This is a genomic window from Roseateles sp. AC306, assembly GCF_979253795.1.
On record NZ_CEEDEB010000003.1, the window covers coordinates 1 to 21865 of the forward strand.

Sequence of the window (21865 nt, forward strand, 5' to 3'; positions counted from 1 at the left end):
AAACCGGCCTGCGCTTCGCCATCCGTGAAGGCGGTCGTACCGTCGGCTCGGGCGTCGTTGCAACGATCCTCGCGTAATCAACTTTTGCTTCGCACCGCGCGCCCGGCGTGCGGCTGCCAGCCTGCTCTTTAAGGAATCGTCATGCAAAAGCAAAAGATCCGCATCCGCCTGAAGGCGTTTGATTACAAGCTGATCGACCAGTCGGCCCTTGAAATCGTCGAGACCGCCAAGCGCACCGGTGCCATCGTCAAGGGCCCCGTGCCCCTGCCGACGCGCATGGAGCGTTTCGACATCCTGCGTTCGCCGCACGTCAACAAGACGTCGCGCGACCAGTTCGAGATCCGCACGCACCAGCGCCTGATGGACATCGTCGACCCGACCGACAAGACGGTCGACGCGCTGATGAAGCTCGACCTGCCCGCCGGCGTCGACGTGGAAATCAAGTTGCAGTAATTCATCGGCCTTCGGGCTGGTGTTCCAAGGCCCCGGCCCTGTCTCGACAGGCCGGGGCCTTGTCCTTTGGGTTGGGCGGCCTGGCACTTGCGTCAGCATCGTCCCGCAGGCTATACTCGCCAGCTTTCCTGGATGGGCCATGCCTGCCCAGGAGGTTCGCGTGGTGATTCGCAAGCGTCGCCACACAAGTCAGCCCGGCCAATCGATGTCGGGTGTTCGCAATAGCTTCCAAGGCGTGGGCGCGAGTTCGTGCGGCGGGGGCTGGAGAAAAAACATGAGTCTTAGCAATCGTCTCGGATTGCTGGGCCGCAAGGTGGGCATGATGCGCATCTTCACGGACGATGGCGATGCCATTCCTGTGACGGTGCTGGACGTGTCCAACAACCGCGTGACCCAGATCAAGACCGAACAGACCGACGGTTACAGCGCCATTCAAGTGGCGTTCGGTACGCGCAAAGCATCGCGCGTCACCAAGCCTGAAGCTGGCCACCTCGCCAAGGCGGGTGTCGAAGCCGGTGAAATCCTCAAGGAATTCCGCGTCGAAGCCGACGTTGCTGCCCAGTACCAAGCTGGTGGCACCGTGCCGGTGACGCTGTTCGCGACGGGCCAGCTGGTCGACGTGCAAGGCACGTCCATCGGCAAGGGCTTCGCGGGCACCATCAAGCGCCACAACTTCAGCTCGCAGCGCGCGTCGCACGGCAACAGCCGTTCGCACAACGTGCCGGGCTCGATCTCGATGGCGCAAGACCCGGGCCGCGTGTTCCCGGGCAAGAAGATGACCGGCCACATGGGCGACGAAACCGTCACCACCCAGAACCTGGACATCGTGCGCGTTGACGAGGCCCGTCAACTGCTGCTGGTCCGCGGTGCGGTCCCGGGTTCCAAGAACGGCCACGTCGTCGTTCGCCCGGCCGTCAAGGTCAAAGTCAAGAAGGGAGCCAACTGATGCAGCTCGAGCTCCTCAACGAGCAGGGTCAGGCCACCTCCAAGGTGGACGCGCCTGACACCATCTTCGCTCGCGACTACAACGAAGCCCTGGTACACCAGGTGGTCGTGGCCTTCCAGGCCAACGCTCGCCAAGGCACCCGTGCCCAGAAGGACCGTGAACAGGTCCATCACTCGACCAAGAAGCCTTTCCGTCAAAAGGGCACCGGCCGCGCTCGCGCCGGTATGACCTCGTCGCCACTGTGGCGTGGCGGCGGTCGCATCTTCCCGAACATGCCTGACGAGAACTTCTCGCACAAGCTGAACAAGAAGATGTACCGCGCCGGCATGGCCGCGATCCTGTCGCAGCTGGCCCGTGAAGGCCGCCTGGCCGTGGTGGATTCGATCTCGATCGAAGCCCCCAAGACCAAGCTGCTGGCCGCCAAGTTCAAGGCCATGGGCCTGGACTCGGTGCTGGTCATCTCCGACGTCGTCGATGACAACCTGCTGCTGGCTTCGCGCAACCTGGCCAATGTGCTGGTTGTCGAGCCGCGCTACGCCGACCCCCTGTCCCTCGTCTTCTACAAGAAGGTGCTGGTGACCAAGGCTGCGGTCGAGCAACTCAAGGAGATGCTGGCATGAGCGTCACCAAGTATTCCGAAGGCCGTCTGGCCTCCGTGCTGCTCGCGCCCATCGTGTCCGAAAAGGCCACGCAAGTTGCCGAGAAGCACAACCAGGTCCTGTTCAAGGTCCTGCGCGACGCCACCAAGCCCGAGATCAAGGCCGCTGTTGAACTGATGTTCAAGGTCGAGGTCGAGGCGGTCAACGTCGTCCAAGTCAAGGGCAAGACGAAGCGCTTCGGTGGCCGTGCCGGCCGTCGTGACCACATCAAGAAGGCCTACGTCTCCTTGAAGGCGGGTCAAGAGCTCAATTTCTCCGGGGAGGCCGCGTAAATGGCCATCGTCAAAGTCAAACCTACCTCGCCCGGTCGCCGTGGCGTTGTCAAGGTGGTGCACAAGCATCTGCACAAGGGCGCGCCCCATGCAGCTTTGCTTGAGCCGCAAATCCAGAACGCTGGCCGCAACAACAACGGTCACATCACGATTCGCCACAAGGGCGGTGGTCACAAGCACCACTACCGTGTCGTCGACTTCGTGCGCAACAAGGACGGCATTCCGGCCAAGGTCGAGACCATCGAGTACGACCCGAACCGCACCGCCCACATCGCGCTGGTGTGCTACGCCGACGGCGAGCGCCGCTACGTGATCGCTCCGCGAGGTCTGGAAGTGGGCGCGACCATCCTGAGCGGCTCGGAAGCGCCGATCAAGGCTGGCAACACGCTGCCGATCCGCAACATCCCCGTGGGCTCGACGATTCATTGCATCGAGCTGCAGCCTGGCAAGGGTGCCCAGATGATCCGTTCGGCCGGTACCTCTGCCGTCCTGATGGCTCGTGAAGGCGTCTACGCTCAGATCCGTCTGCGCTCTGGCGAAGTTCGCCGCGTGCATGTCGAATGCCGCGCCACCATCGGTGAAGTGAGCAACGAAGAGCACAGCCTGCGCCAGTACGGCAAGGCCGGCGCGATCCGCTGGAAGGGTATCCGTCCGACCGTTCGCGGTGTGGCGATGAACCCGGTGGATCACCCGCACGGTGGTGGCGAAGGCCGCACTGGCGAGGGCCAGGTCCCTGTGTCGCCGTGGAACACCCTGACGAAGGGCTACCGCACTCGCAACAACAAGCGCACGCAGACGTTCATCGTCTCGCGTCGCAAGAAGTAAGGGCTAGGCCATGACTCGCTCACTGAAGAAGGGCCCCTTTGTTGACCACCACTTGCTGGCCAAGGTCGACAAGGCGGTTGCCATCAAAGACAAGAAGCCCATCAAGACCTGGTCGCGCCGCTCGACGATCCTGCCCGAATTCATCGGTCTGACGATCGCCGTGCACAACGGCAAGCAACACGTGCCGGTTTATGTGTCTGACCAGATGGTCGGCCACAAGCTGGGTGAATTCGCACTGACCCGCACCTTCAAGGGCCACCCGGCCGACAAGAAGGCCGGGAAGAAGTAAGGATGCCAACGATGGAAACCAAAGCAATCGTTCGTGGCGTTCGCCTCTCCTGTGACAAGGGTCGCCTCGTGGCTGACCTGATCCGCGGCAAGAAGGTGGACCACGCGCTCAACATCCTGGAATTCACCCAGAAGAAGGCGGCCCTGATCATCAAGAAGGCGCTGGAAAGCGCCATCGCCAACGCCGAACACAATGACGGCGCTGACATTGATGAGCTCAAGGTCACCTCGATCTACGTCGAGCAGGGTGCCACGCTGAAGCGCTTCTCGGCTCGCGCCAAGGGCCGCGGCAACCGCATCAGCAAGCCCACCTGCCACATCTTTGTGGCTGTCGGCAACTAAGGCGCAAAGACATGGGACAAAAAATCCATCCGGTTGGCTTCCGCCTTCCTGTCACCCGTAACTGGGCTTCGCGCTGGTATGCGAACAACCAGAACTTCGCCACGATGCTGGCCGAAGATCTGCGCGTTCGTGAGTACCTGAAGGCCAAGCTCAAGAATGCTGCCGTCTCGCGCATCCTCATCGAGCGCCCCGCCAAGAACGCACGCATCACGATCTACTCGGCTCGTCCGGGCGTCGTGATCGGCAAGAAGGGCGAGGACATCGAAGCGCTGAAGGCTGAACTGACCAAGCGTCTGGGCGTGCCCGTCGCCGTCAACATCGAAGAAGTGCGCAAGCCTGAAGTCGATGCTCAGCTGATCGCCGACTCGATCACCCAGCAGCTCGAGAAGCGCATCATGTTCCGCCGCGCCATGAAGCGCGCGATGCAGAACGCGATGCGTCTGGGTGCCCAGGGCATCAAGATCATGAGCGCTGGCCGTCTGAACGGCATCGAAATCGCACGTACCGAGTGGTATCGCGAAGGTCGTGTGCCCCTGCACACCCTGAAGGCCGACATCGACTACGGCTTCTCTGAAGCCAAGACCACCTACGGCGTCATTGGCGTCAAGGTGTGGGTCTATCGCGGTGACCGTCTAGCCAATGGCGATGCACCGGTCATCAACACCCCCGCAGGCGCCGAAGACGATCGCCGCCCGCGCCGTAACGCCCGTCCGGGCGCTCCTGGTGGCCGTGGCCGCCCGGGTAGCGACCGTGGCCCGCGTGACGGAGCAGATCAGCCCGCTGCCGCCGCCCCCACGGGTGACGCAGCCAAGCCCGCTGCCAAGCGCGTGGTCCGCAAGGTCCCCGCAGCCGGTGGTGAGGCCAAAGGAGAATAAATATGCTGCAACCCTCTCGTCGTAAGTACCGCAAGGAGCAGAAGGGCCGCAACACGGGTGTTGCGACTCGCGGCGCCGCGGTGTCTTTCGGTGATTTCGGCCTGAAGGCCACCGAACGCGGCCGCTTGACGGCGCGCCAGATCGAAGCGGCTCGCCGCGCGATCTCGCGTCACATCAAGCGTGGCGGTCGGATCTTCATCCGCATCTTCCCGGACAAGCCCATCTCGCAGAAGCCTGCCGAAGTCCGCATGGGCAACGGCAAGGGCAACCCGGAGTACTACGTGGCTGAAATTCAGCCCGGCAAGGTGCTCTACGAGATCAACGGCGTGCCTGAAGTGCTGGCTCGCGAGGCGTTCACGCTGGCCGCTGCCAAGCTGCCGCTGCGTTGCACCTTCGTGGCCCGCCAGGTCGGTACCTGAGGAAGACACCATGACGAAAGCAACTGAACTCCGCGCCAAGGACGTCACTGCCCTCGAAAAGGAAGTGACCGATCTGCTGAAGGCCCACTTCGGCCTGCGCATGCGAAAGGCCACCCAGCAGCTGACCAACCACAGCGAACTGGGCAACACCCGCCGCGACATCGCGCGTGCCAAGACCATCCTGGCGCAGAAGAAGAAGGAGGCCACGAAATGACTGAGGCCCAAGTCGAAGTGACGAAGAACACACGCACCCTCGTCGGTCGCGTGGTCAGCGACAAGCGCTCCAAGACGGTCACCGTCCTGGTCGAGCGTCGCGCCAAGCATGAGCTCTACGGCAAGATCGTGGCCCGTTCCCGCAAGTACCACGCCCACGACGAAAAGGGCGAGTACAAGAATGGCGACGTGGTCGAGATCAGCGAAGGCCGTCCGATCTCCAAGACCAAGAGCTGGGTCGTGACCCGCCTGGTCGAGAAGGCCGAGATCGTCTAAAGACACCGGTCGCATGACCGCTGCACAACCGGCGCGCTGGGTAACTGGCGCGCCGGTTTTTCGTTTCCGGAACCCACAGAGGACTGACACATGATCAAGATTGGCGACAAGCTGCCTGCGGGCAGCCTGCAAGAGTTCATCGAAGTCGAGGGCGAGGGCTGCACGCTCGGCCCCAACAGCTTCGACATCGAGAAGGCCACGGCCGGCAAGACCATCGCCATCTTCGCGCTGCCGGGTGCCTACACGCCCACCTGCTCGGCCAAGCATGTGCCCGGCTATGTCGAGTCCGCCGAGGCGCTGAAGGCTGCTGGTGTTGACGAGATCTGGTGCGTGTCGGTCAACGACGCCTTCGTCATGGGCGCGTGGGGCCGTGACCAGAAGACTGCCGGCAAGGTGCGCATGATGGCCGACGGCAGTGCCCTGTTCGCCCAGGCCACCGGCTTGACGCTTGACCTCACCTCCAAAGGCATGGGCGTGCGCTCGCAGCGCTATTCGATGCTGGTCAAGGACGGCGTCGTCAAGACGTTGAACGTCGAAGGTCCAGGCAAGTTCGAGGTCAGCGATGCGGCGACGATGCTGGCCCAGGCCACGGCAGCCTGAACCCGTACACAGAAAATCTTGCGCGAGAAGCATTGACGGCAGCGACCTACTCGTTGCATAATGCTTAGCTTCGCCGAACGCCAGCGCACTTGCTACGCAACTGCCCAAAGCTGGCTTCGGATCCGCCCACAACCGTTGGGCAGCCAAGGCGCAACGCCTCAGCTGTTTGACTTACGGGCCCAAGACTGACCGACGCGCTGTGCTGCAAAGCCGGCAACTCGGGGCAAGTTGGGGACAGACATGATCCAAATGCAATCGCGGCTTGATGTCGCGGACAACACTGGTGCGAAGTCCGTTCAGTGCATCAAGGTGCTGGGCGGCTCCAAGCGCCGCTATGCGCACATTGGCGACATCATCAAGGTCAGCATCAAAGAAGCTGCCCCGCGTGGTCGCGTGAAAAAGGGCGAGGTCTACAGCGCCGTGGTGGTTCGTACCGCCAAGGGCGTGCGCCGCCAGGACGGCTCGCTCGTCAAGTTCGACGGCAATGCCGCCGTGCTGCTCAACGCCAAGCTGGAGCCGATCGGCACCCGCATCTTCGGCCCGGTCACGCGTGAACTGCGTACCGAGCGCTTCATGAAGATCGTGTCGCTGGCGCCCGAGGTGCTTTGAGCCCCCACTGTCTGAGGTAAGCCATGAACAAGATTCGTACCGGCGACCAGGTCATTGTGCTGACCGGCCGCGACAAGGGTAAGCGCGGCACCGTGTCCGCCCGCACCGATGTCGACCACGTTGTGGTTGACGGCATCAATGTCGTCAAGAAGCACGTCAAGCCCAATCCCATGAAGGGCACCACCGGCGGCGTTGTCGACAAGACCATGCCCATCCATCAATCCAACGTGGCGATCTTCAACGCTGCTTCCGGCAAGGCTGATCGAGTGGGCGTCAAGCTCGTCGACGGCAAGCGGGTGCGCGTGTTCAAGTCGACCGGCGAAGAGATCAAGGCTTAAGAGGTCCCTCATGGCTCGTCTTCAAACGCATTACCGCGACACCATCGTGCCCGGCCTGGTCGAAAAGTTCGGCTACAAGTCGGTCATGGAGGTGCCCCGCATCACCAAGATCACGCTCAACATGGGTGTGAGCGAGGCCGTCGCCGACAAGAAGGTCATGGACCACGCCGTGGGTGACCTGACCAAGATCGCCGGCCAGAAGCCTGTCGTCACGAAGTCGAAGAAGGCCATCGCCGGCTTCAAGATCCGTGATGCAGTGCCCATCGGCGCGATGGTGACCCTGCGCGGCGTCCAGATGTATGAATTCCTGGACCGCTTCGTGACGATCGCACTGCCGCGAGTTCGCGACTTCCGGGGTATCTCCGGTCGCTCGTTCGACGGTCGTGGCAACTACAACATCGGCGTCAAAGAACAGATCATCTTCCCCGAAATCGAATACGACAAGGTGGATGCTCTGCGTGGTCTGAACATCAGCATCACGACGACTGCCAAGACGGACGACGAAGCCAAGGCTCTCCTTGCTGCGTTCAAGTTCCCGTTCAAGAACTGAGGTGATCTGTGGCTAAAACTTCCATCAAGCAACGTGAACTGAAGCGCGAAGCACTCGTCGCCAAGTTCGCGAAGAAGTACGCAGAGCTGAAGGCCATCATCGACGACAGCAAGAAGTCGGATGAAGAGCGTTATGCCGCTCGCCTGGAGCTGCAGAAGTTCCCCCGCAACGCTTACCCGACCCGTCTGCGCAATCGTTGCGAACTGACCGGTCGCCCGCGTGGCACCTTCCGCAAGTTCGGCCTGGGCCGCAACAAGATCCGTGAGCTGGCGTTCAAGGGCGACATCCCTGGTGTCGTCAAGGCCAGCTGGTAATCGGCTCGATTAGGAGAAATCGCAATGAGCATGAGTGATCCTATCGCCGATATGCTGACCCGGATTCGCAACGCACAGATCGTTGAGAAGCCCAGTGTCGTCATGCCGTCGTCGAAGCTGAAGGTCGCTATCGCCAAGGTCCTGAAGGACGAAGGCTATATCGATGAATTCGCCGTCCGCGGCGAGGCAGCCCGCCCCGAGCTGGAAATTTCGCTGAAGTACTACGCTGGCCGTCCGGTCATCGAACGTATCGAGCGTGTGAGCCGTCCCGGCCTGCGCATCTACAAGGGCCGCCACGACATCCCTCAGGTCATGAATGGCCTGGGCGTCGCGATCGTCACCACCCCGCAAGGCGTGATGACGGACCGCAAGGCGCGCGCTGCCGGTATCGGTGGCGAAGTGCTCTGCTACGTCGCCTAAGCGAAGGAGAGACAAAAATGTCCCGCGTAGGAAAAATGCCGGTCACCATTCCACAAGGCGTGGATGTGACCGTGTCGGCTGAGTCGATCAGCGTCAAGGGTGCGCTCGGCACGCTGGTGCGCAAGGCCAACAAGCTGGTCAACGTCACGAATGACGCCGGCAAGCTGAGCTTTGTGCCCGCCAATGAGTCGTCGGAAGCCGACGCGATGAGCGGCACGTTCAGAGCGCTGGTGGCCAATATGGTCAACGGCGTCAGCAAGGGCTTCGAGAAGAAGCTGAACCTGGTCGGCGTGGGTTTTCGCGCCCAAGCCCAGGGTCAGAAGCTCAACCTGCAGATCGGTTTCTCTCACCCCGTGGTGAAGGACATGCCGGCTGGTATCAAGGTCGAGTGCCCGACGCAGACCGAAATCATCATCAAGGGCGCTGACCGTCAGGTCGTCGGCCAGATCGCCGCTGAGGTGCGTGCCTTCCGTCCCCCCGAGCCTTACAAAGGCAAGGGCATCCGTTATTCGGATGAGAAGGTCACCATCAAAGAGACCAAGAAGAAGTAAGGAGCAGCGCCATGATGACCAAGAAAGAACAACGCCTGCGTCGTTCGCGCCAGACCCGCGCTCGCATTGCGATCCAGCGCGTGGCCCGTCTGACGGTGTTTCGCTCCAACCTGCACATCTACGCCCAAGTCGTCTCCGACGATGGCGGCCAGGTGCTGGCTGCAGCTTCGACGGCCGAGAAGTCGGTTCGCGAGCAACTGAGCAGCAACGGCGGCAACGTCGCCGCTGCCACGCTCGTGGGCAAGCTGATCGCCGAAAAGGCCAAGGCTGCCGGCGTCGAGAAGGTCGCTTTCGACCGCTCGGGTTTCGCCTATCACGGCCGTGTCAAGGCCCTGGCCGAAGCAGCCCGCGAAGCCGGTCTGCAGTTCTGACGCATCAAGGAATACGAAATGGCAAAGTTTCAACCCCGCGGCGCGCAGGCTGAAGCCAACGACGACGGCCTCAAGGAAAAGATGATCGCGGTCAACCGCGTCACCAAGGTCGTCAAGGGTGGCCGTACGCTGTCCTTCGCCGCTTTGACCGTGGTCGGCGACGGCGATGGCCGCATCGGCATGGGCAAGGGCAAGGCCAAGGAAGTGCCGGTTGCGGTGCAGAAGGCCATGGAGTCGGCTCGCCGCAACATGGTCAAGGTCAGCCTGAAGAATGGCACCATCCACCACAACGTGGTGGGTGAGCACGGCGCAGCGCACGTCATCATGGCTCCGGCGCCTGCCGGTACCGGCGTCATCGCCGGCGGCCCGATGCGTGCTGTCTTCGAAGTGATGGGCGTGACCGACATCGTGACCAAGAGTCACGGTTCGACCAACCCTTACAACATGGTCCGCGCCACGTTGGACGCTCTCAAGCGTTCCACCACGCCGGCCTCTGTCGCAGCCAAGCGCGGCAAGACGGTTGAAGAAATCTTCAACTGATCGCGGAGCACAACATGTCTGACAAGAAAACCGTGACGGTCAAGCTGGTGCGTAGCCCCATCGGCTGCCGCGCCTCGCACCGTGCCACCGTGGTCGGCCTTGGTCTGCGTCGGCTGAACAGCCAAAGCACCCTGGAAGACACGCCCGCCGTGCGCGGCATGATCAACAAGATCGCCTATCTGGTGCAGGTGCTCTAAGCACCAAGCACACTGAGGACAAGACGATGGAACTCAACACGATCAAGCCCGCAGAGGGCGCCAAGCATGCCAAGCGCCGTGTCGGCCGTGGCATCGGCTCCGGCCTGGGCAAGACCGCAGGTCGCGGCCACAAGGGACAGAAGTCCCGCGCTGGCGGCTACCACAAGGTCGGCTTCGAAGGCGGCCAGATGCCGCTGCAACGTCGCCTGCCCAAGCGTGGCTTCAAGTCGCTGACGCTGAAGTACAGCGTCGAGATCAACCTGTCCGACCTGCAAGGTCTGACGGGCGAAGAGATCGACGTGTCGACGCTGAAAGCTGTCGGCCTGGTGCCCCAACTGGCCAAGTCGGTCAAGGTCATCCTGTCCGGCGCCATCGAGCGCAAGGTCACGCTGAAGGGCGTGAATGCCACGAAGGGCGCCAAGGCGGCCATCGAGGCAGCGGGCGGCTCGGTCGCCTAATCAAGGGAACTGATCCAGCGTGGCAACCAACGCGAATCAGCTGGCCAAGAGCGGCAAGTTCGGCGACCTGCGTCGTCGGCTTGTCTTCCTGCTGCTGGCCATGGTCGTCTACCGCATCGGGGCGCATATCCCCGTGCCCGGTATCGATCCTGTCCAGCTGCAGCAGTTCTTCAAGGGCCAAGCCGGTGGCATCCTGAGCCTGTTCAACATGTTCTCGGGCGGCGCGCTGTCGCGCTTCACCGTGTTCGCGTTGGGCATCACGCCGTACATCTCGGCTTCCATCGTGCTGCAGCTGATGACCTATGTGGTCCCGACGCTGGAACAGCTGAAGAAGGAAGGCGAGGCGGGTCGTCGCAAGATCACCCAGTACACCCGCTACGCCACGCTCGGTCTGGCGCTGTTCCAGAGTCTCTCCATTGCCTTGGCACTGGAAGGTTCTGCTGGCTTGGTGCTGAGCCCAGGTTTCGGTTTCCGCCTGACGGCAGTGTCCAGCCTGGTGGCCGGCACGATGTTCCTGATGTGGCTGGGTGAGCAGATCACCGAGCGCGGTCTGGGTAACGGCATCTCGATCCTGATCTTTGCCGGTATCGCAGCGGGCTTGCCCGGTGCCATTGGTGGTCTGTTCGAACTGGTGCGTACCGGTGCGATGGGCTACGGCACCGCGCTCTTCATCGTCGCTCTGATCATCGCCGTGACCTATGTCGTGGTGTTCGTCGAGCGCGGTCAGCGCAAGATCCTGGTGAACTATGCCAAGCGCCAGGTCGGCAACAAGGTCTATGGCGGCCAGTCGTCGCACCTGCCCTTGAAGCTGAACATGTCGGGCGTGATTCCGCCGATCTTCGCGTCGTCCATCATCCTGCTGCCGACGACGGTGGTGAGCTGGTTTGCGACGGGTGATGGCCTGCGTTGGTTGAAGGATCTGGCGAGCATGGTTGCGCCGGGCCAGCCGATCTATGTGCTGCTCTATGCCGCCGCGATCGTGTTCTTCTGCTTCTTCTACACGGCTCTGGTGTTCAACAGCCGTGAGACGGCAGACAACCTGAAGAAGAGTGGCGCGTTCATTCCGGGCATTCGTCCGGGTGAGCAAACTGCCAAGCACATCGACAAGATCCTGTCGCGACTGACATTGGCTGGTGCGATCTACATCACGCTGGTCTGTCTGTTGCCTGAATTTTTGACCCTGAAGTACAACGTGCCGTTCTATTTCGGTGGCACGTCTCTGTTGATCATCGTCGTCGTGACGATGGACTTCTGGGCCCAGGTGCAGAGCTACATCATGAGTCAGCAGTACGAATCGCTGCTGAAGAAGGCCAGCTTCAAGTCTTGATCTGATCAGGGCGCGAGCTGTACTTAAGGAAAGATTTGTTTTAACCCACACGAAGTTTTGGCATGTCGAAAGACGACGTCATTCAGATGCAGGGTGAGGTCGTTGAGAACTTGCCCAACGCAACGTTTCGTGTGAAGTTAGAGAACGGGCATGTCGTCCTCGGGCACATCTCCGGCAAGATGCGGATGCACTACATCCGTATCCTCCCCGGCGACAAAGTGACTGTGGAATTGACGCCCTACGATTTGAGTCGTGCTCGCATCGTGTTCCGGGCGAAGTGAGCTGTTTGAACCCCCGGGAAAGCGTGTGAGCGCAAAAGACGTTAGGCCAAGGAGCACACCATGAAAGTTTCGGCATCCGTAAAGCAGATGTGCCGCAATTGCAAGATCATCCGCCGCAAGGGTGTGGTGCGTGTGATCTGCACCGACCCGCGCCACAAGCAGCGCCAAGGCTGAGCCCCGGCTCGCACGACAGGACTAGAGGACAACCATGGCACGTATTGCTGGTATCAACATTCCGCCGCAAAAGCACACTGAGATCGGTCTGACCTCGATCTACGGCATTGGCCGTACGACCGCTCAGCAGATCTGCAACAACTGCGGCATCCCGTTCGACAAGAAGGTCAAGGACCTGAACGACGGCGATCTCGAAAAGATCCGTGACGAGGTCAACAAGTTGACCATCGAAGGTGATCTGCGCCGTGAGCAGTCCATCAACATCAAGCGTCTGATGGACCTCGGTTGCTACCGCGGTTTCCGTCATCGCCGTGGCCTGCCGATGCGCGGTCAACGCACCCGTACGAATGCACGCACCCGCAAGGGTCCGCGCAAGTCGGCTGCGACCGGCAAGAAGTAAGCTGCCCGAACTGAAAGAAGGTCAATATGGCAAAGGCTCCTAACAACGCGGCGGCTCAGCGGGTTCGCAAGAAGGTCCGCAAGAACGTTGCTGACGGCATTGCGCACGTCCACGCGTCGTTCAACAACACGATCATCACCATCACCGACCGTCAAGGCGGCGCCCTGTCCTGGGCTTCGTCGGGTGGCCAAGGCTTCAAGGGCTCGCGCAAGTCGACGCCTTTCGCAGCCCAGGTGGCGGCTGAAGTCGCGGGTCGCGCTGCTCAAGAGCAGGGCATCAAGAACCTGGACGTCAAGATCAAGGGCCCTGGCCCGGGTCGCGAATCGTCGGTGCGCGCCCTGGCTGCGCTCGGCATCCGCATCAACTCGATCTCTGACGTGACGCCGGTGCCGCACAACGGCTGCCGTCCGCAGAAGCGTCGTCGGATCTGATCTCCTTCACCCTTCGGTGACAGGGATATTGCAGATTCGAATGACGGTGCGATAATCGCGCGTTTTCCCGGAGCCGGCGGGCACTTCAGTGCCGCGCCGGCTTCAGTTTTGAGTCGGCCTCATTTCGGGGCGGCTCCCAAGCCCACCGTCCAAGCCCATAAAAACACCGGCTGGACTCGCGTCAGGCAACTCGGTTTCGAGCCCCGACGTCAGATTGAACAAGGACACGCAAAGTGGCACGTTACCTCGGCCCCAAGGGCAAACTTTCCCGCCGTGAAGGCACCGACCTCTACCTGAAAAGCGCCCGTCGCGCCATCAGCGACAAGGTCAAGTTCGACAGCAAGCCCGGCCAGCACGGCCGCACTTCTGGCCAGCGCACGTCCGACTTCGGTCTGCAGCTGCGCGAGAAGCAGAAGGTCAAGCGGATGTACGGCGTGCTGGAGCGTCAGTTCCGCCGCTACTTCGCCGAAGCCGAGCGCCGCAAGGGCTCGACCGGCGTGAACCTGCTGCAACTGCTGGAATCGCGCCTGGACAACGTCGTCTACCGCATGGGCTTCGGCTCGACCCGCGCAGAAGCCCGTCAGCTGGTTTCGCACAAGGGTGTCACGGTGAACGGCGAAGTCGTCAACATCGCCTCCTACATGGTCAAGGCTGGTGACGCCGTCGCCGTGCGCGACAAGGCCAAGAAGCAGCTGCGTGTCACCGAGTCATTCAAGCTCGCCGACTCCATCGGCCTGCCGGCCTGGGTGACCGTCGACGGCACCAAGCTGGAAGGTGTCTTCAAGAAGGCGCCTGACCGCGACGAGTTCGGCGCCGAGATCAACGAATCGCTGATCGTCGAGTTGTACTCGCGTTAATGTTTTCCCCCGCCGGCCACGCTCGCAAGAGCGCGGCCGGCGTTTCCTCGTCCGGGCATTTGCCCTTCGAAGGCTCTGCCCGGCTGGTCCTCAGCCTTATCGGTGTAACGAACCGAGGGTATTGAAAGAAAGACCTCATGCAAACCAACTTGCTCAAACCCAAATCCATCAACGTGGAGCCCCTGGGCGGTCATCGCGCCAAGGTCACGCTGGAGCCGTTCGAACGCGGCTACGGCCACACCCTGGGCAATGCCCTGCGCCGTGTGCTGCTCTCGTCGATGGTGGGTTATGCGCCGACTGAAGTGACGATTGCCGGCGTGCTCCACGAGTACTCGGCCATCGACGGCGTGCAAGAGGACGTGGTTCACATCATGCTGAACCTCAAGGGCGTCGTCTTCCGTCTGCACAACCGTGAAGAAGTGACCCTCGTCCTGCGCAAGGAAGGCGAAGGCCCCGTCACGGCGGCCGACATCCAGACGCCGCACGACGTCGAAATCATCAATCCCGAGCACGTCATCGCCCACCTGTCGCAGGGCGGCAAGCTGGACATGCAGATCAAGGTCGAGAAGGGCCGTGGCTACGTGCCTGGCACGATGCGCCGCTTCGGCGACGAGCCGACCAAGAGCATTGGCCGCATCGTCCTCGACGCGTCGTTCTCGCCGGTCAGCCGCGTCAGCTACGCAGTCGAAAACGCCCGCGTCGAACAGCGCACCGACCTCGACAAGCTCGTGATGGAGATCCAGACCAACGGCGCCATCTCGCCCGAGGAAGCCATCCGTGCTTCGGCCAAGATCCTGGTTGAGCAGCTCGCCGTGTTCGCGCAACTGCAAGGCACCGACCTCGTCGATGCCTTCGACGCGCCGGCCCAGCGTTCCAGCAGTTTCGATCCGATCCTGCTGCGCCCGGTCGACGAGCTCGAACTGACGGTGCGTTCGGCCAATTGCCTGAAGGCCGAAAACATCTACTACATCGGCGACCTGATCCAGCGCACCGAGACCGAGCTGCTGAAGACCCCGAATCTGGGTCGCAAGTCGCTCAACGAAATCAAGGAAGTCCTCGCTTCGCGCGGCCTGACCTTGGGCGCACGTCTCGAGAACTGGCCTCCCCAAGGTCTCGACAAGCGTTAATTTTTAGATGGGTGGCGCGTTGACCAACGCCACCCGGTGCACCCGCCAGTACCTGATCCGGCTGGCGGCATTAATGAACTGAAAGGAATAGCACCATGCGTCACCGTAACGGCCTCCGTAAACTCAACCGCACCAGCTCGCATCGCCAGGCGATGTTGCGCAATATGTGCGTCTCGCTGCTGCAGCACGAAGCCATCAAGACCACGGTCCCCAAGGCCAAGGAACTGCGCCGCGTTGTTGAGCCCCTCATCACGCTCGCCAAAGTTCCCACGCTGGCCAATCGCCGCCTGGCCTTTGACCGCCTGCGTGACCGCGACATCGTCAGCAAGCTCTTCAACGAACTGGGCCCGCGCTTCGCCGCTCGTCCGGGCGGCTACACCCGCATCCTGAAGATGGGCTTCCGTGTTGGCGACAACGCGCCGATGGCCTTTGTCGAACTGGTGGACCGCGCCGAAGGCGAGACCGCCGGCGAAGCCGTCGAATAAGTTCAGCTTGCGCTGATCTGCAAAGCCCGCTTCAAGCGGGCTTTTTCGCGTCCGTGCCTTGCTGACGAAGTGCTCAAGGCACGATGTCGAAGACCAGCTTGGCCGCACCGTAGTCCTGACCGCAGTCGCCGCTGGCTGGGCAGACAGGTTTGCCCAGATACGCGGGCTGCCGACCGGCCTGGTCACCGAGCATGCCGGCAGCTTTGGCACCGACTGCCAGTTCGGTCAGGCCGCTGTCGATGCCAATGGTCAACCCGGCCAGGCTGCGTGGCGTCGCGGACACGATCACCAGCAACTGCTCGGCGCCGGCAGGTTCGCTGACGTCCATCGGCATGGCCGGGCCGGGCAGCGTCACGGTCTCGCCGGCCTTGATGCGGTGCTGCTTCAGCATGGCGTTGGGCATCAGCTGGACCAGCGTGCCGTCCGGGCCCAGGGCGAGGACGTGGTAGTAGCCGTCGCGTTCGGAGCGGACGGTGAACGACAGTCGGTCGTGGCCGATGCGCAGCCGCGTCTTCTTCGCGGCGACATCGACCTTGAAGCCGGCGCTCTGGCCAGCCAGGATGCGCTCGAAATCTGCGCCAGGGTCGATGCTGGTCGCTGCTGGTGCAGGTGATGTCGGCGCGGGCGTCGTGAGAGTGGTTTCAGCAGCGGTGGGTGCCGGCGCTGGCGGCGAGGCGACCACAGGCGGAGTCGCCTCGGGCACGCTTCGCTTGGGCGGTGTTGACGTCAGTGACAGATAGGCCACCACGCCCAGCGCCACAAGGCCCAGCGCCCCGGCGCCAACGAACAGCGGCGTGCGGGACGAGGCGCGTGCCGGGGCTGTCGCGGAAATGGATGCGGGCGCAGCGCTGGCCGCAACGCTCGGTACAACACTGGGCGCGAGCGCTGGCGGCGCAGCAGGCGGGAATGCCGGCGCAAACGCGGGCGACGGCGGTAGCGCCGGGGTGCCGGCGCGGACCGGCCGGATGATGGTCCTGTCGTCGTCCAGCCCGAAGTCATCCGGCAGCATGGGCGCCGTGGCTGGGAGCGGCTGATCCAGCTCCGCAATCAGCTGCGCGACGCTCTGCGGCCGGTCTTCTGGCCTGACCGACAGCGCACGGTCGATGGCGTGCAGGAAACTTTCGCTGTACTTCCCCGCTGCCACCTGCCGCAGCGGCACATAGGTGTCGCCCATCATGCGGCCCACCGACGGCGGCGGCGTGCGGCGTGTGATGGCGAAGTAGACGACGGCCGCAAGCGCGTAGATGTCGGTCCACGGCCCCTGCTTCATGTGCGGTACTTCGGCGTACTGCTCCAGCGGCGCATAGCCGGGCTTGAGGATGACTGTCAGCGCCTGCGTCATGTCGCTGATGACGCGGCGGGCGGCGCCGAAGTCCAGCAACAGCGGCCGCGTGTGCCCGCCGAGCAGGATGATGTTGTCGGGCGCGATGTCGCGGTGGAAGCACTGCTCCGTGTGGATGACCTTCAGCGCTTCGGACAGCGGGCTCAGCAGGCCGCGCAGCCAGGCCTCGTCGGGCGGGCCGGGCAGGGTCTTCAGCGTGTCCTTGAGGGTGAGACCCTCGTAGAACGGCATGACCATGTAGGCCGTGCCGTTGGCCTCCCAGAAGCGGTAGACCTTGACCAGGGCCGGGTGGTCGAACTGGGCCAGCAGGCGGGCTTCGTTGATGAAGCTCTTCAGACCCGCCTCGAAGGTGTCGCGGTAGCGCTCGGCCTTGACGCTGACGTTGGTACCCGTGCCGCGCGAGGCCAGCTGCGACGGCATGTACTCCTTCAGCGCGACCTTGCGCTGCAGGGAGTGGTCCATGGCAAGGTAGACGATGCCGAAACCGCCTTCGCCCAGCATGCGGGTCAGCTCGAACTCCGCCAGCCGGGTGCCGATGGGCAGGGAGTTGCCGTCGCCCAGGGCCGCGGCGCTGCTGGCGGCGGGCACGGGGACGGGTGCGGGCGCTGGTGCGGCGGCTCGCTGCGTCTTCTCGAAGGGCGCGGGGCTGGGCTGGATCTGCGTCGGCAGATCGTCGTCGGAGGCGGTCATGAGCGGGCGGGCGCGGCGCCGAACAGCAGCCGCAGGTCGTCGGTTGGAGGCAGGCCGCGGGTGGTCAGCAGGCGTCGTTCGCCGGACTCGCCATCGGCCCACCAGAAAGCATGCCCGGCCGCGGCGTTGCGCCAGGCCTGGGCCTGCCCGTCGGCGATCAAGGCGACGACGGCTTCGGCGCCGGCCGCCGCATGGGTGGACATCGCCATGGCGGTGGGCAGAAGTTGGGTCAGGGCGCTCGGCACATCCCAGCCCGGGCGGGGGCATTGCGCCAGCTCGGCCTCAAGCCGGTCGATGGGCCAGTCGTCCTGCAATGCGTCGGCGGCGAGGTCATCGAGGTCGTGCAGCCAGCTCAGCAAGGTGCGCAGCTCGATATACGTGCGCGGCGCCTCGACCAGCGGCGCGATCAGCGTGAGTGGAAAGTAGCGGCCGATGCGGTCCACCGAGGGCATCAGCACGCCGGCATAGGCCTGGTGGCCGAACGGCGCGGGCAGCAGCCCTGGCATCAGCACGAAGCGCCAGGTCGGGCATGCCAGGTAGTGCTGCAGCCAGCTGTCGGGCGCCTGCTGCTGCAGGCCGGCCAGGCCGGCAGCCAGCCAGCCGTCCCAGAGGGCGATGAAGTCGGGCTCCAGCCGGCGGGCGGCAAAGTCGCCCAGGCTGGGCAGCTTGCCGTGCCAACCGGGGATGACGCCGCTCACATCGCCCCCGGGCAGCGGAACTGCGAGATCTCGCGCAGCCGGAAGGGGTTGAAGACGCTCGCCGCCGTCACGTCCAGGCGGGCGCGGCGGCCCTCCAGGTTGAGCAGCACGCTGAATTTCTCGGGCTGGGCGCCGGGCTGCACCTCGAAGCGCTCGAACAGGCGGAACAGGGCCCACGGGCCTTCGAACACCAGCGGCGCGGCCAGTGCGGGCGTCGTGTTCAGCTTGATCTGCGAAGCCACGCGCGTGCTCGGCCAGGTGACCGTGGTGCCCGCGCCGCCGGGCGTGAAGACCGTGTGCTGGCCGTCGATGTCCAGGCTCAAGTCCTTGAGGCCGTCTGCAAGCTCACCGGGGCGGATGTCGACGCGGAAGCCCGCCGCCTTGCCGCCGCTGCGGAAGAACACCTCGCGGATGCGCGCCGCGCGCTGAAACTCGACCAGCGCAGCAGACGCTGGCGGACGCGTGCCGTCGGGCAGCGGCTTGTAGCTCCAGGTCGCCGTACCGGTGTCCACCAGCGGCTGCAGGCGGCGCTGGAAGAACTCGTCCAGCATGCCGCCGTTGCCGAACAGCTGGCCGAAGTCCTCGGGCAGCACGTCCGCGCGCGAGTTGGGCGCGAAGGGGTAGCGGTTGGCAATGGCGCGCTGGCAGAACTCGGTGATGGGCCGCAGCTCGGCTGTCAGCAGGTCGCGCTCTGCGTTGCGGCCCTGGCGTTCACCGGCATCGGCCAGCGTCTCCAGCACGCCGCGGATCAGCTCGGGCTGCTGGCCCGCGGCCGCCTTGAGCTTGGCGCCGCCGCCACCACCGGCCGGAGGAGGCGCCTTGCTTTTCTGCGCAGCGTCAATGGCCACGAGCTGCAGGTTCAGCTCCTCGAAGAGCTTGCGCGTGTCGTCGATGGGAGCGGGCGAGCCGGTGACGAGGCGTCGGTAGTTGGCGAAGTGGTCGTCCACCATCTGCTCCACCGCCACGCCGCCTGCAGCAGCGGGTGCTGCGCCGCCATCGGACAGCCGCGCCGCGTCGGCCTTGGCCTGGTTCACCTTGTCGTTGAGCGCTGCGGCCGCGCCTGCCAGGCCGGTGGTGGCCGCCGGGGCCGGCACCAGCGTGGTTTCCTCGGCCACGCGCCGGGTCAGCTTGGTCAGCGGCGAGTCGGGCGAGGCGAGCAGGCGCGAGGCCTCGATGCTGCCCGCCAGCCCGCCCAGCGGCACCAGCTTGACGTCGGCGAGGTACTTGTCCCAGACCTTGATGTACTCCTCCAGAAAGAGACGGCGCACGCGGTTGTTGAGCTGGTCGCCCAGCAGCGCATCCTTCTGGCGCAGCGGGTCGGCCGGCACGCCCAGGACCCAGCTCTCCTCGCTGGCCAGCTTGCCGGCCACCAGGGCGAGCGAGGACTGGAAGCTGCGCCGGTAGCCGTCACGCGTGTACAGGCCCGGGATGCCGCGCGTCAGCGGCTCGCCGCTGGCGCGGGTGAAGACCTTGGCCGCATCGGGCCCGGCGGCAGAGGCCACCGAGAACTCGGGTGCATCGCCGCCACGGCTCTGGCGCTTCAGGCGGCTGAACACGCGGTACTCGAGCGGGTAGGCCACCAACATCTCGCGCACGCTGCCGACCAGCGTCTGGTCCATCGGTGCAATGGCCGGCGGCGCGCCGAGCGCCAACAGCGCGTCGAGGTGGGCATCCAGTTGCTGGCGCTGCTCGGCGGTCAGGCTGCGCGCGTACTGCTGGTCCCAATCGCTGCCGATCCAGGCGCGCAGGCCGTCGGCGTCGAAGTGATTCGGCGAGTACAGCATCAGGTAGGACTTGAGCGCCTCGTAGGCGTTCTCGAGGTTGTCCTTGCTGGCGGCGCGCAGGCGCTCGTGCAGGCGCGCGGCGATGCGCGGTGCCATCGCATGCGGCAGGGCGCGTTCGTAGCCCAGGCGGGCACCGGCGTCGAGCTTGTTGCCCTGGTAGAGGCCGAAGGTCGCCAGCGCGGGCGGCTGTGCCACCTCAAATCCATCAGGCGCTGCGGCGGCGCGGGCCTGGGTGAGGGCGGCCAGCGCCACCGTCACATCGCCCTGCGGTGCCGGTGGCACGGCGGCCAGCGCCTGCTGGACCTTGGGCAGGTTGGTGGCGACATCGTCGGCGTAGTGCTGGTTGCGCGTGTAGCTGACGGACCAGCCGACCAGCAGCGCCACCGACAGCGCGGCCAGCGCGCCGGCACCCGACCAGTACAGCAGCTGGCGGCGGCGCTCGGCGCCGGCGTTCCAGACACCCAGGCCGCGCTCGACGAAGACGAGGTCGTGCAGCAGCTGCAGCAGGAAATAGCTGCGCCCCTGGCCGGCCAGGCTGGCGGATGCGCGGCGCGTCAGGCCGAAGCTGCGGCCGAGCGCGCCCATCACGCGGTCGATGGGCGTGCCTTCCTGCGTGCCGCTGGTGAAGTAGACGCCGCGCACCGGCGGCGTGGCCTGCAGGCTTCCGCCCGAGGCGAACACGGTGGCCAGGAACTCGCGCAGTGGGCCGCGCAGCGCGGCGAATTCCTGGTGGAAGCCGAAGGCCGCCGCGCGCCGCTGCGGGTCACGTGTGGCGAGCATGCGTTCGGGCATGCGCTCGCCCAGGCGCTGCTCCAGCCCCGCATAGCCGGTGTCGAAGGCGGCGGTCACATCGGCCGTGGCGCCGTCCTGCCAAGGCAGCGTGAAGCCCCAGACCTGGTCGCGTTCTTCCTTGGGCAGGTCGGCGAAGTTCTCGTTGAAGCCGGCGATCAGGTCGACCTTGGTGACCAGCACATAGACCGGCGCGCGCACGCCCAACTTGGTCTGCAGCTCGTGCAGGCGCTCGCGCAGCTTGGCGGCGTGCTGGGCGCGTTCGGGCGCGCCCTGTTGCAGCAGGTCCTGCACGTTGACGGTCAGCAGCACGCCGTTGATGGGCTGGCGCGGGCGTGTCTTCTTCAGCAGGCCGAGGAAGCTGTCCCAGGCCTGGGCGTCGACCTTCTCGTCGGACTCCTGCAGCGTGTAGCGACCGGCGGTGTCGATCAGCACCGCCTCGCTCGTGAACCACCAGTCGCAGTTGCGCGTGCCGCCGACGCCGCGCAGCTCTGCGCCCTGCTTGCCGTCGCCGAGCAGGAACTGCAGGCCGGCGTTCATCAGCGCCGTCGTCTTGCCCGAGCCCGGCGCACCGATGAACATGTACCAGGGCAGCTCGTAGAGGTAGGCGCCGGGCTGCAGCAGCGAGCGGCCCGACGCACCCTTCAGCCGCGTCATCGCTTCGGCGAAGCGCTCGGCCAGCACCTGGGCTTCACGGTCGCCCGCCGCCGCGCCGCCGCTCATGCCCTGGATCAGCGCGGCGTTCGTGCGCTTGCGCCGCCACGCCTTCCAGATGAGGCGCGCGATCCAGCCCAGCCACAGCAGCGCCAGCACCAGCACGCGCACCCAGGTCGAGTCCAGCGGGCGGCTGTCGCCGATGCCGATCAGCGGGCCGACCCACCACACCAGGGCCGACAACACCAGCACGGCCAACGTGCCCAGCACCACGGGGCTGAGCAGCTTGGAGACGATTCGATTCATGACG

At 64.3% G+C, this 21865-nt stretch carries 34 protein-coding genes; 31 read left to right on the forward strand and 3 right to left on the reverse strand.

Features of this window, described 5'->3' with window-relative positions:
* The 31 genes from AC0IZJ_RS08130 to rplQ all read left to right on the forward strand — a co-directional run.
* A partial coding sequence (locus tag AC0IZJ_RS08130; protein ID WP_445944904.1) for an EF-Tu C-terminal domain-related protein occupies positions 1-77 on the forward strand: 77 nt, incomplete at its 5' end.
* Positions 78-141: 64 nt separating this feature from the next.
* Positions 142-453, forward strand: a complete 312-nt coding sequence (gene rpsJ / locus AC0IZJ_RS08135) for a 30S ribosomal protein S10 (protein ID WP_056194266.1) — start codon at positions 142-144, stop codon at positions 451-453.
* Between the two features lie 274 nt (positions 454-727).
* The gene (gene rplC / locus AC0IZJ_RS08140) at positions 728-1399 is read left to right on the forward strand and encodes a 50S ribosomal protein L3 (RefSeq protein ID WP_394484919.1); all 672 of its coding nucleotides are present in this window, start codon (positions 728-730) and stop codon (positions 1397-1399) included.
* Entirely contained in the window at positions 1399-2019 is a 621-nt protein-coding gene (rplD, locus tag AC0IZJ_RS08145) for a 50S ribosomal protein L4 (RefSeq protein ID WP_471848493.1), read from the forward strand. The genes rplC and rplD overlap by 1 nt, the downstream gene beginning before the upstream one ends.
* Complete coding sequence (rplW, locus tag AC0IZJ_RS08150) at positions 2016-2330, forward strand: 50S ribosomal protein L23 (protein WP_457419524.1); 315 nt, start codon at positions 2016-2018, stop codon at positions 2328-2330. Before rplD ends, rplW begins: the two co-directional genes overlap by 4 nt.
* Positions 2331-3155: a 50S ribosomal protein L2 gene (rplB, locus tag AC0IZJ_RS08155; RefSeq protein ID WP_457419522.1), complete on the forward strand. Its 825-nt coding sequence runs from the start codon at positions 2331-2333 to the stop codon at positions 3153-3155. It begins immediately after the preceding gene.
* A 10-nt stretch (positions 3156-3165) separates the two neighbouring features.
* Positions 3166-3444, forward strand: coding sequence for a 30S ribosomal protein S19 (gene rpsS, locus AC0IZJ_RS08160; RefSeq protein WP_056877737.1), 279 nt, complete (start codon positions 3166-3168; stop codon positions 3442-3444).
* An 11-nt stretch (positions 3445-3455) separates the two neighbouring features.
* On the forward strand, positions 3456-3785 hold the full coding sequence (gene rplV, locus AC0IZJ_RS08165) for a 50S ribosomal protein L22 (RefSeq protein WP_457419519.1): 330 nt from the start codon (positions 3456-3458) through the stop codon (positions 3783-3785).
* A gap of 11 nt (positions 3786-3796) precedes the next feature.
* On the forward strand, positions 3797-4660 hold the full coding sequence (gene rpsC, locus AC0IZJ_RS08170; RefSeq protein WP_348010309.1) for a 30S ribosomal protein S3: 864 nt from the start codon (positions 3797-3799) through the stop codon (positions 4658-4660).
* Between the two features lie 2 nt (positions 4661-4662).
* Positions 4663-5079, forward strand: coding sequence for a 50S ribosomal protein L16 (gene rplP / locus AC0IZJ_RS08175; protein ID WP_394484839.1), 417 nt, complete (start codon positions 4663-4665; stop codon positions 5077-5079).
* A 10-nt stretch (positions 5080-5089) separates the two neighbouring features.
* Positions 5090-5293, forward strand: a complete 204-nt coding sequence (gene rpmC / locus AC0IZJ_RS08180) for a 50S ribosomal protein L29 (protein WP_457419517.1) — start codon at positions 5090-5092, stop codon at positions 5291-5293.
* A complete protein-coding gene (gene rpsQ, locus AC0IZJ_RS08185; RefSeq protein ID WP_457419515.1) occupies positions 5290-5568 on the forward strand; it encodes a 30S ribosomal protein S17 in 279 nt (92 codons plus the stop codon). The genes rpmC and rpsQ overlap by 4 nt, the downstream gene beginning before the upstream one ends.
* A 90-nt stretch (positions 5569-5658) precedes the next feature.
* The gene (locus AC0IZJ_RS08190; RefSeq protein WP_471848497.1) at positions 5659-6168 is read left to right on the forward strand and encodes a redoxin family protein; all 510 of its coding nucleotides are present in this window, start codon (positions 5659-5661) and stop codon (positions 6166-6168) included.
* 240 nt (positions 6169-6408) lie between these two features.
* Entirely contained in the window at positions 6409-6777 is a 369-nt protein-coding gene (gene rplN / locus AC0IZJ_RS08195) for a 50S ribosomal protein L14 (protein ID WP_056194233.1), read from the forward strand.
* A 23-nt stretch (positions 6778-6800) separates the two neighbouring features.
* The gene (gene rplX / locus AC0IZJ_RS08200; RefSeq protein ID WP_056264780.1) at positions 6801-7115 is read left to right on the forward strand and encodes a 50S ribosomal protein L24; all 315 of its coding nucleotides are present in this window, start codon (positions 6801-6803) and stop codon (positions 7113-7115) included.
* Between the two features lie 10 nt (positions 7116-7125).
* Entirely contained in the window at positions 7126-7665 is a 540-nt protein-coding gene (gene rplE / locus AC0IZJ_RS08205; RefSeq protein ID WP_457419509.1) for a 50S ribosomal protein L5, read from the forward strand.
* 8 nt (positions 7666-7673) lie between these two features.
* Complete coding sequence (rpsN, locus tag AC0IZJ_RS08210) at positions 7674-7979, forward strand: 30S ribosomal protein S14 (protein WP_348010316.1); 306 nt, start codon at positions 7674-7676, stop codon at positions 7977-7979.
* 24 nt (positions 7980-8003) lie between these two features.
* Positions 8004-8399: a 30S ribosomal protein S8 gene (gene rpsH / locus AC0IZJ_RS08215; RefSeq protein WP_394484851.1), complete on the forward strand. Its 396-nt coding sequence runs from the start codon at positions 8004-8006 to the stop codon at positions 8397-8399.
* A gap of 17 nt (positions 8400-8416) precedes the next feature.
* The gene (gene rplF / locus AC0IZJ_RS08220; RefSeq protein ID WP_471848500.1) at positions 8417-8950 is read left to right on the forward strand and encodes a 50S ribosomal protein L6; all 534 of its coding nucleotides are present in this window, start codon (positions 8417-8419) and stop codon (positions 8948-8950) included.
* Between the two features lie 11 nt (positions 8951-8961).
* Positions 8962-9321 (forward strand): 50S ribosomal protein L18, encoded by a 360-nt coding sequence (rplR, locus tag AC0IZJ_RS08225; protein ID WP_471848502.1) that lies wholly within the window; start codon positions 8962-8964, stop codon positions 9319-9321.
* A gap of 18 nt (positions 9322-9339) precedes the next feature.
* Positions 9340-9861: a 30S ribosomal protein S5 gene (gene rpsE, locus AC0IZJ_RS08230; protein WP_348010320.1), complete on the forward strand. Its 522-nt coding sequence runs from the start codon at positions 9340-9342 to the stop codon at positions 9859-9861.
* 14 nt (positions 9862-9875) lie between these two features.
* Entirely contained in the window at positions 9876-10058 is a 183-nt protein-coding gene (gene rpmD / locus AC0IZJ_RS08235) for a 50S ribosomal protein L30 (protein ID WP_056194210.1), read from the forward strand.
* Positions 10059-10084: 26 nt separating this feature from the next.
* Positions 10085-10516, forward strand: coding sequence for a 50S ribosomal protein L15 (rplO, locus tag AC0IZJ_RS08240; RefSeq protein ID WP_471848505.1), 432 nt, complete (start codon positions 10085-10087; stop codon positions 10514-10516).
* Between the two features lie 19 nt (positions 10517-10535).
* Positions 10536-11843 carry a preprotein translocase subunit SecY gene (gene secY, locus AC0IZJ_RS08245; protein ID WP_471848507.1) on the forward strand — a complete coding sequence of 436 codons (1308 nt, stop codon included), beginning with the start codon at positions 10536-10538 and terminating at the stop codon, positions 11841-11843.
* A 62-nt stretch (positions 11844-11905) separates the two neighbouring features.
* Positions 11906-12124: a translation initiation factor IF-1 gene (infA, locus tag AC0IZJ_RS08250; protein ID WP_007869286.1), complete on the forward strand. Its 219-nt coding sequence runs from the start codon at positions 11906-11908 to the stop codon at positions 12122-12124.
* Positions 12125-12184: 60 nt separating this feature from the next.
* Positions 12185-12298 (forward strand): 50S ribosomal protein L36, encoded by a 114-nt coding sequence (gene rpmJ, locus AC0IZJ_RS08255; protein WP_056194202.1) that lies wholly within the window; start codon positions 12185-12187, stop codon positions 12296-12298.
* 34 nt (positions 12299-12332) lie between these two features.
* Positions 12333-12698: a 30S ribosomal protein S13 gene (gene rpsM / locus AC0IZJ_RS08260; protein ID WP_348010323.1), complete on the forward strand. Its 366-nt coding sequence runs from the start codon at positions 12333-12335 to the stop codon at positions 12696-12698.
* A 26-nt stretch (positions 12699-12724) separates the two neighbouring features.
* Complete coding sequence (gene rpsK / locus AC0IZJ_RS08265) at positions 12725-13129, forward strand: 30S ribosomal protein S11 (protein ID WP_348010324.1); 405 nt, start codon at positions 12725-12727, stop codon at positions 13127-13129.
* A gap of 233 nt (positions 13130-13362) precedes the next feature.
* Positions 13363-13986 carry a 30S ribosomal protein S4 gene (gene rpsD, locus AC0IZJ_RS08270; RefSeq protein ID WP_348010325.1) on the forward strand — a complete coding sequence of 208 codons (624 nt, stop codon included), beginning with the start codon at positions 13363-13365 and terminating at the stop codon, positions 13984-13986.
* A 137-nt stretch (positions 13987-14123) separates the two neighbouring features.
* A complete protein-coding gene (locus tag AC0IZJ_RS08275; protein ID WP_457419495.1) occupies positions 14124-15113 on the forward strand; it encodes a DNA-directed RNA polymerase subunit alpha in 990 nt (329 codons plus the stop codon).
* Positions 15114-15208: 95 nt separating this feature from the next.
* Positions 15209-15598 (forward strand): 50S ribosomal protein L17, encoded by a 390-nt coding sequence (rplQ, locus tag AC0IZJ_RS08280; protein WP_457419493.1) that lies wholly within the window; start codon positions 15209-15211, stop codon positions 15596-15598.
* A gap of 73 nt (positions 15599-15671) precedes the next feature.
* Here the strand turns inward: rplQ and AC0IZJ_RS08285 are convergent, their stop codons facing one another.
* The 3 genes from AC0IZJ_RS08285 to tssM are packed head-to-tail and all read right to left on the reverse strand — an operon-like array spanning position 15672 to position 21861.
* Positions 15672-17630, reverse strand: coding sequence for a protein kinase domain-containing protein (locus tag AC0IZJ_RS08285; protein ID WP_471848510.1), 1959 nt, complete (start codon positions 17628-17630; stop codon positions 15672-15674).
* Positions 17627-18328, reverse strand: a complete 702-nt coding sequence (tagF, locus tag AC0IZJ_RS08290; RefSeq protein ID WP_471848512.1) for a type VI secretion system-associated protein TagF — start codon at positions 18326-18328, stop codon at positions 17627-17629. Before tagF ends, AC0IZJ_RS08285 begins: the two co-directional genes overlap by 4 nt.
* Positions 18325-21861 (reverse strand): type VI secretion system membrane subunit TssM, encoded by a 3537-nt coding sequence (gene tssM, locus AC0IZJ_RS08295; RefSeq protein ID WP_471848514.1) that lies wholly within the window; start codon positions 21859-21861, stop codon positions 18325-18327. Before tssM ends, tagF begins: the two co-directional genes overlap by 4 nt.
* Positions 21862-21865 lie beyond the last annotated feature (4 nt).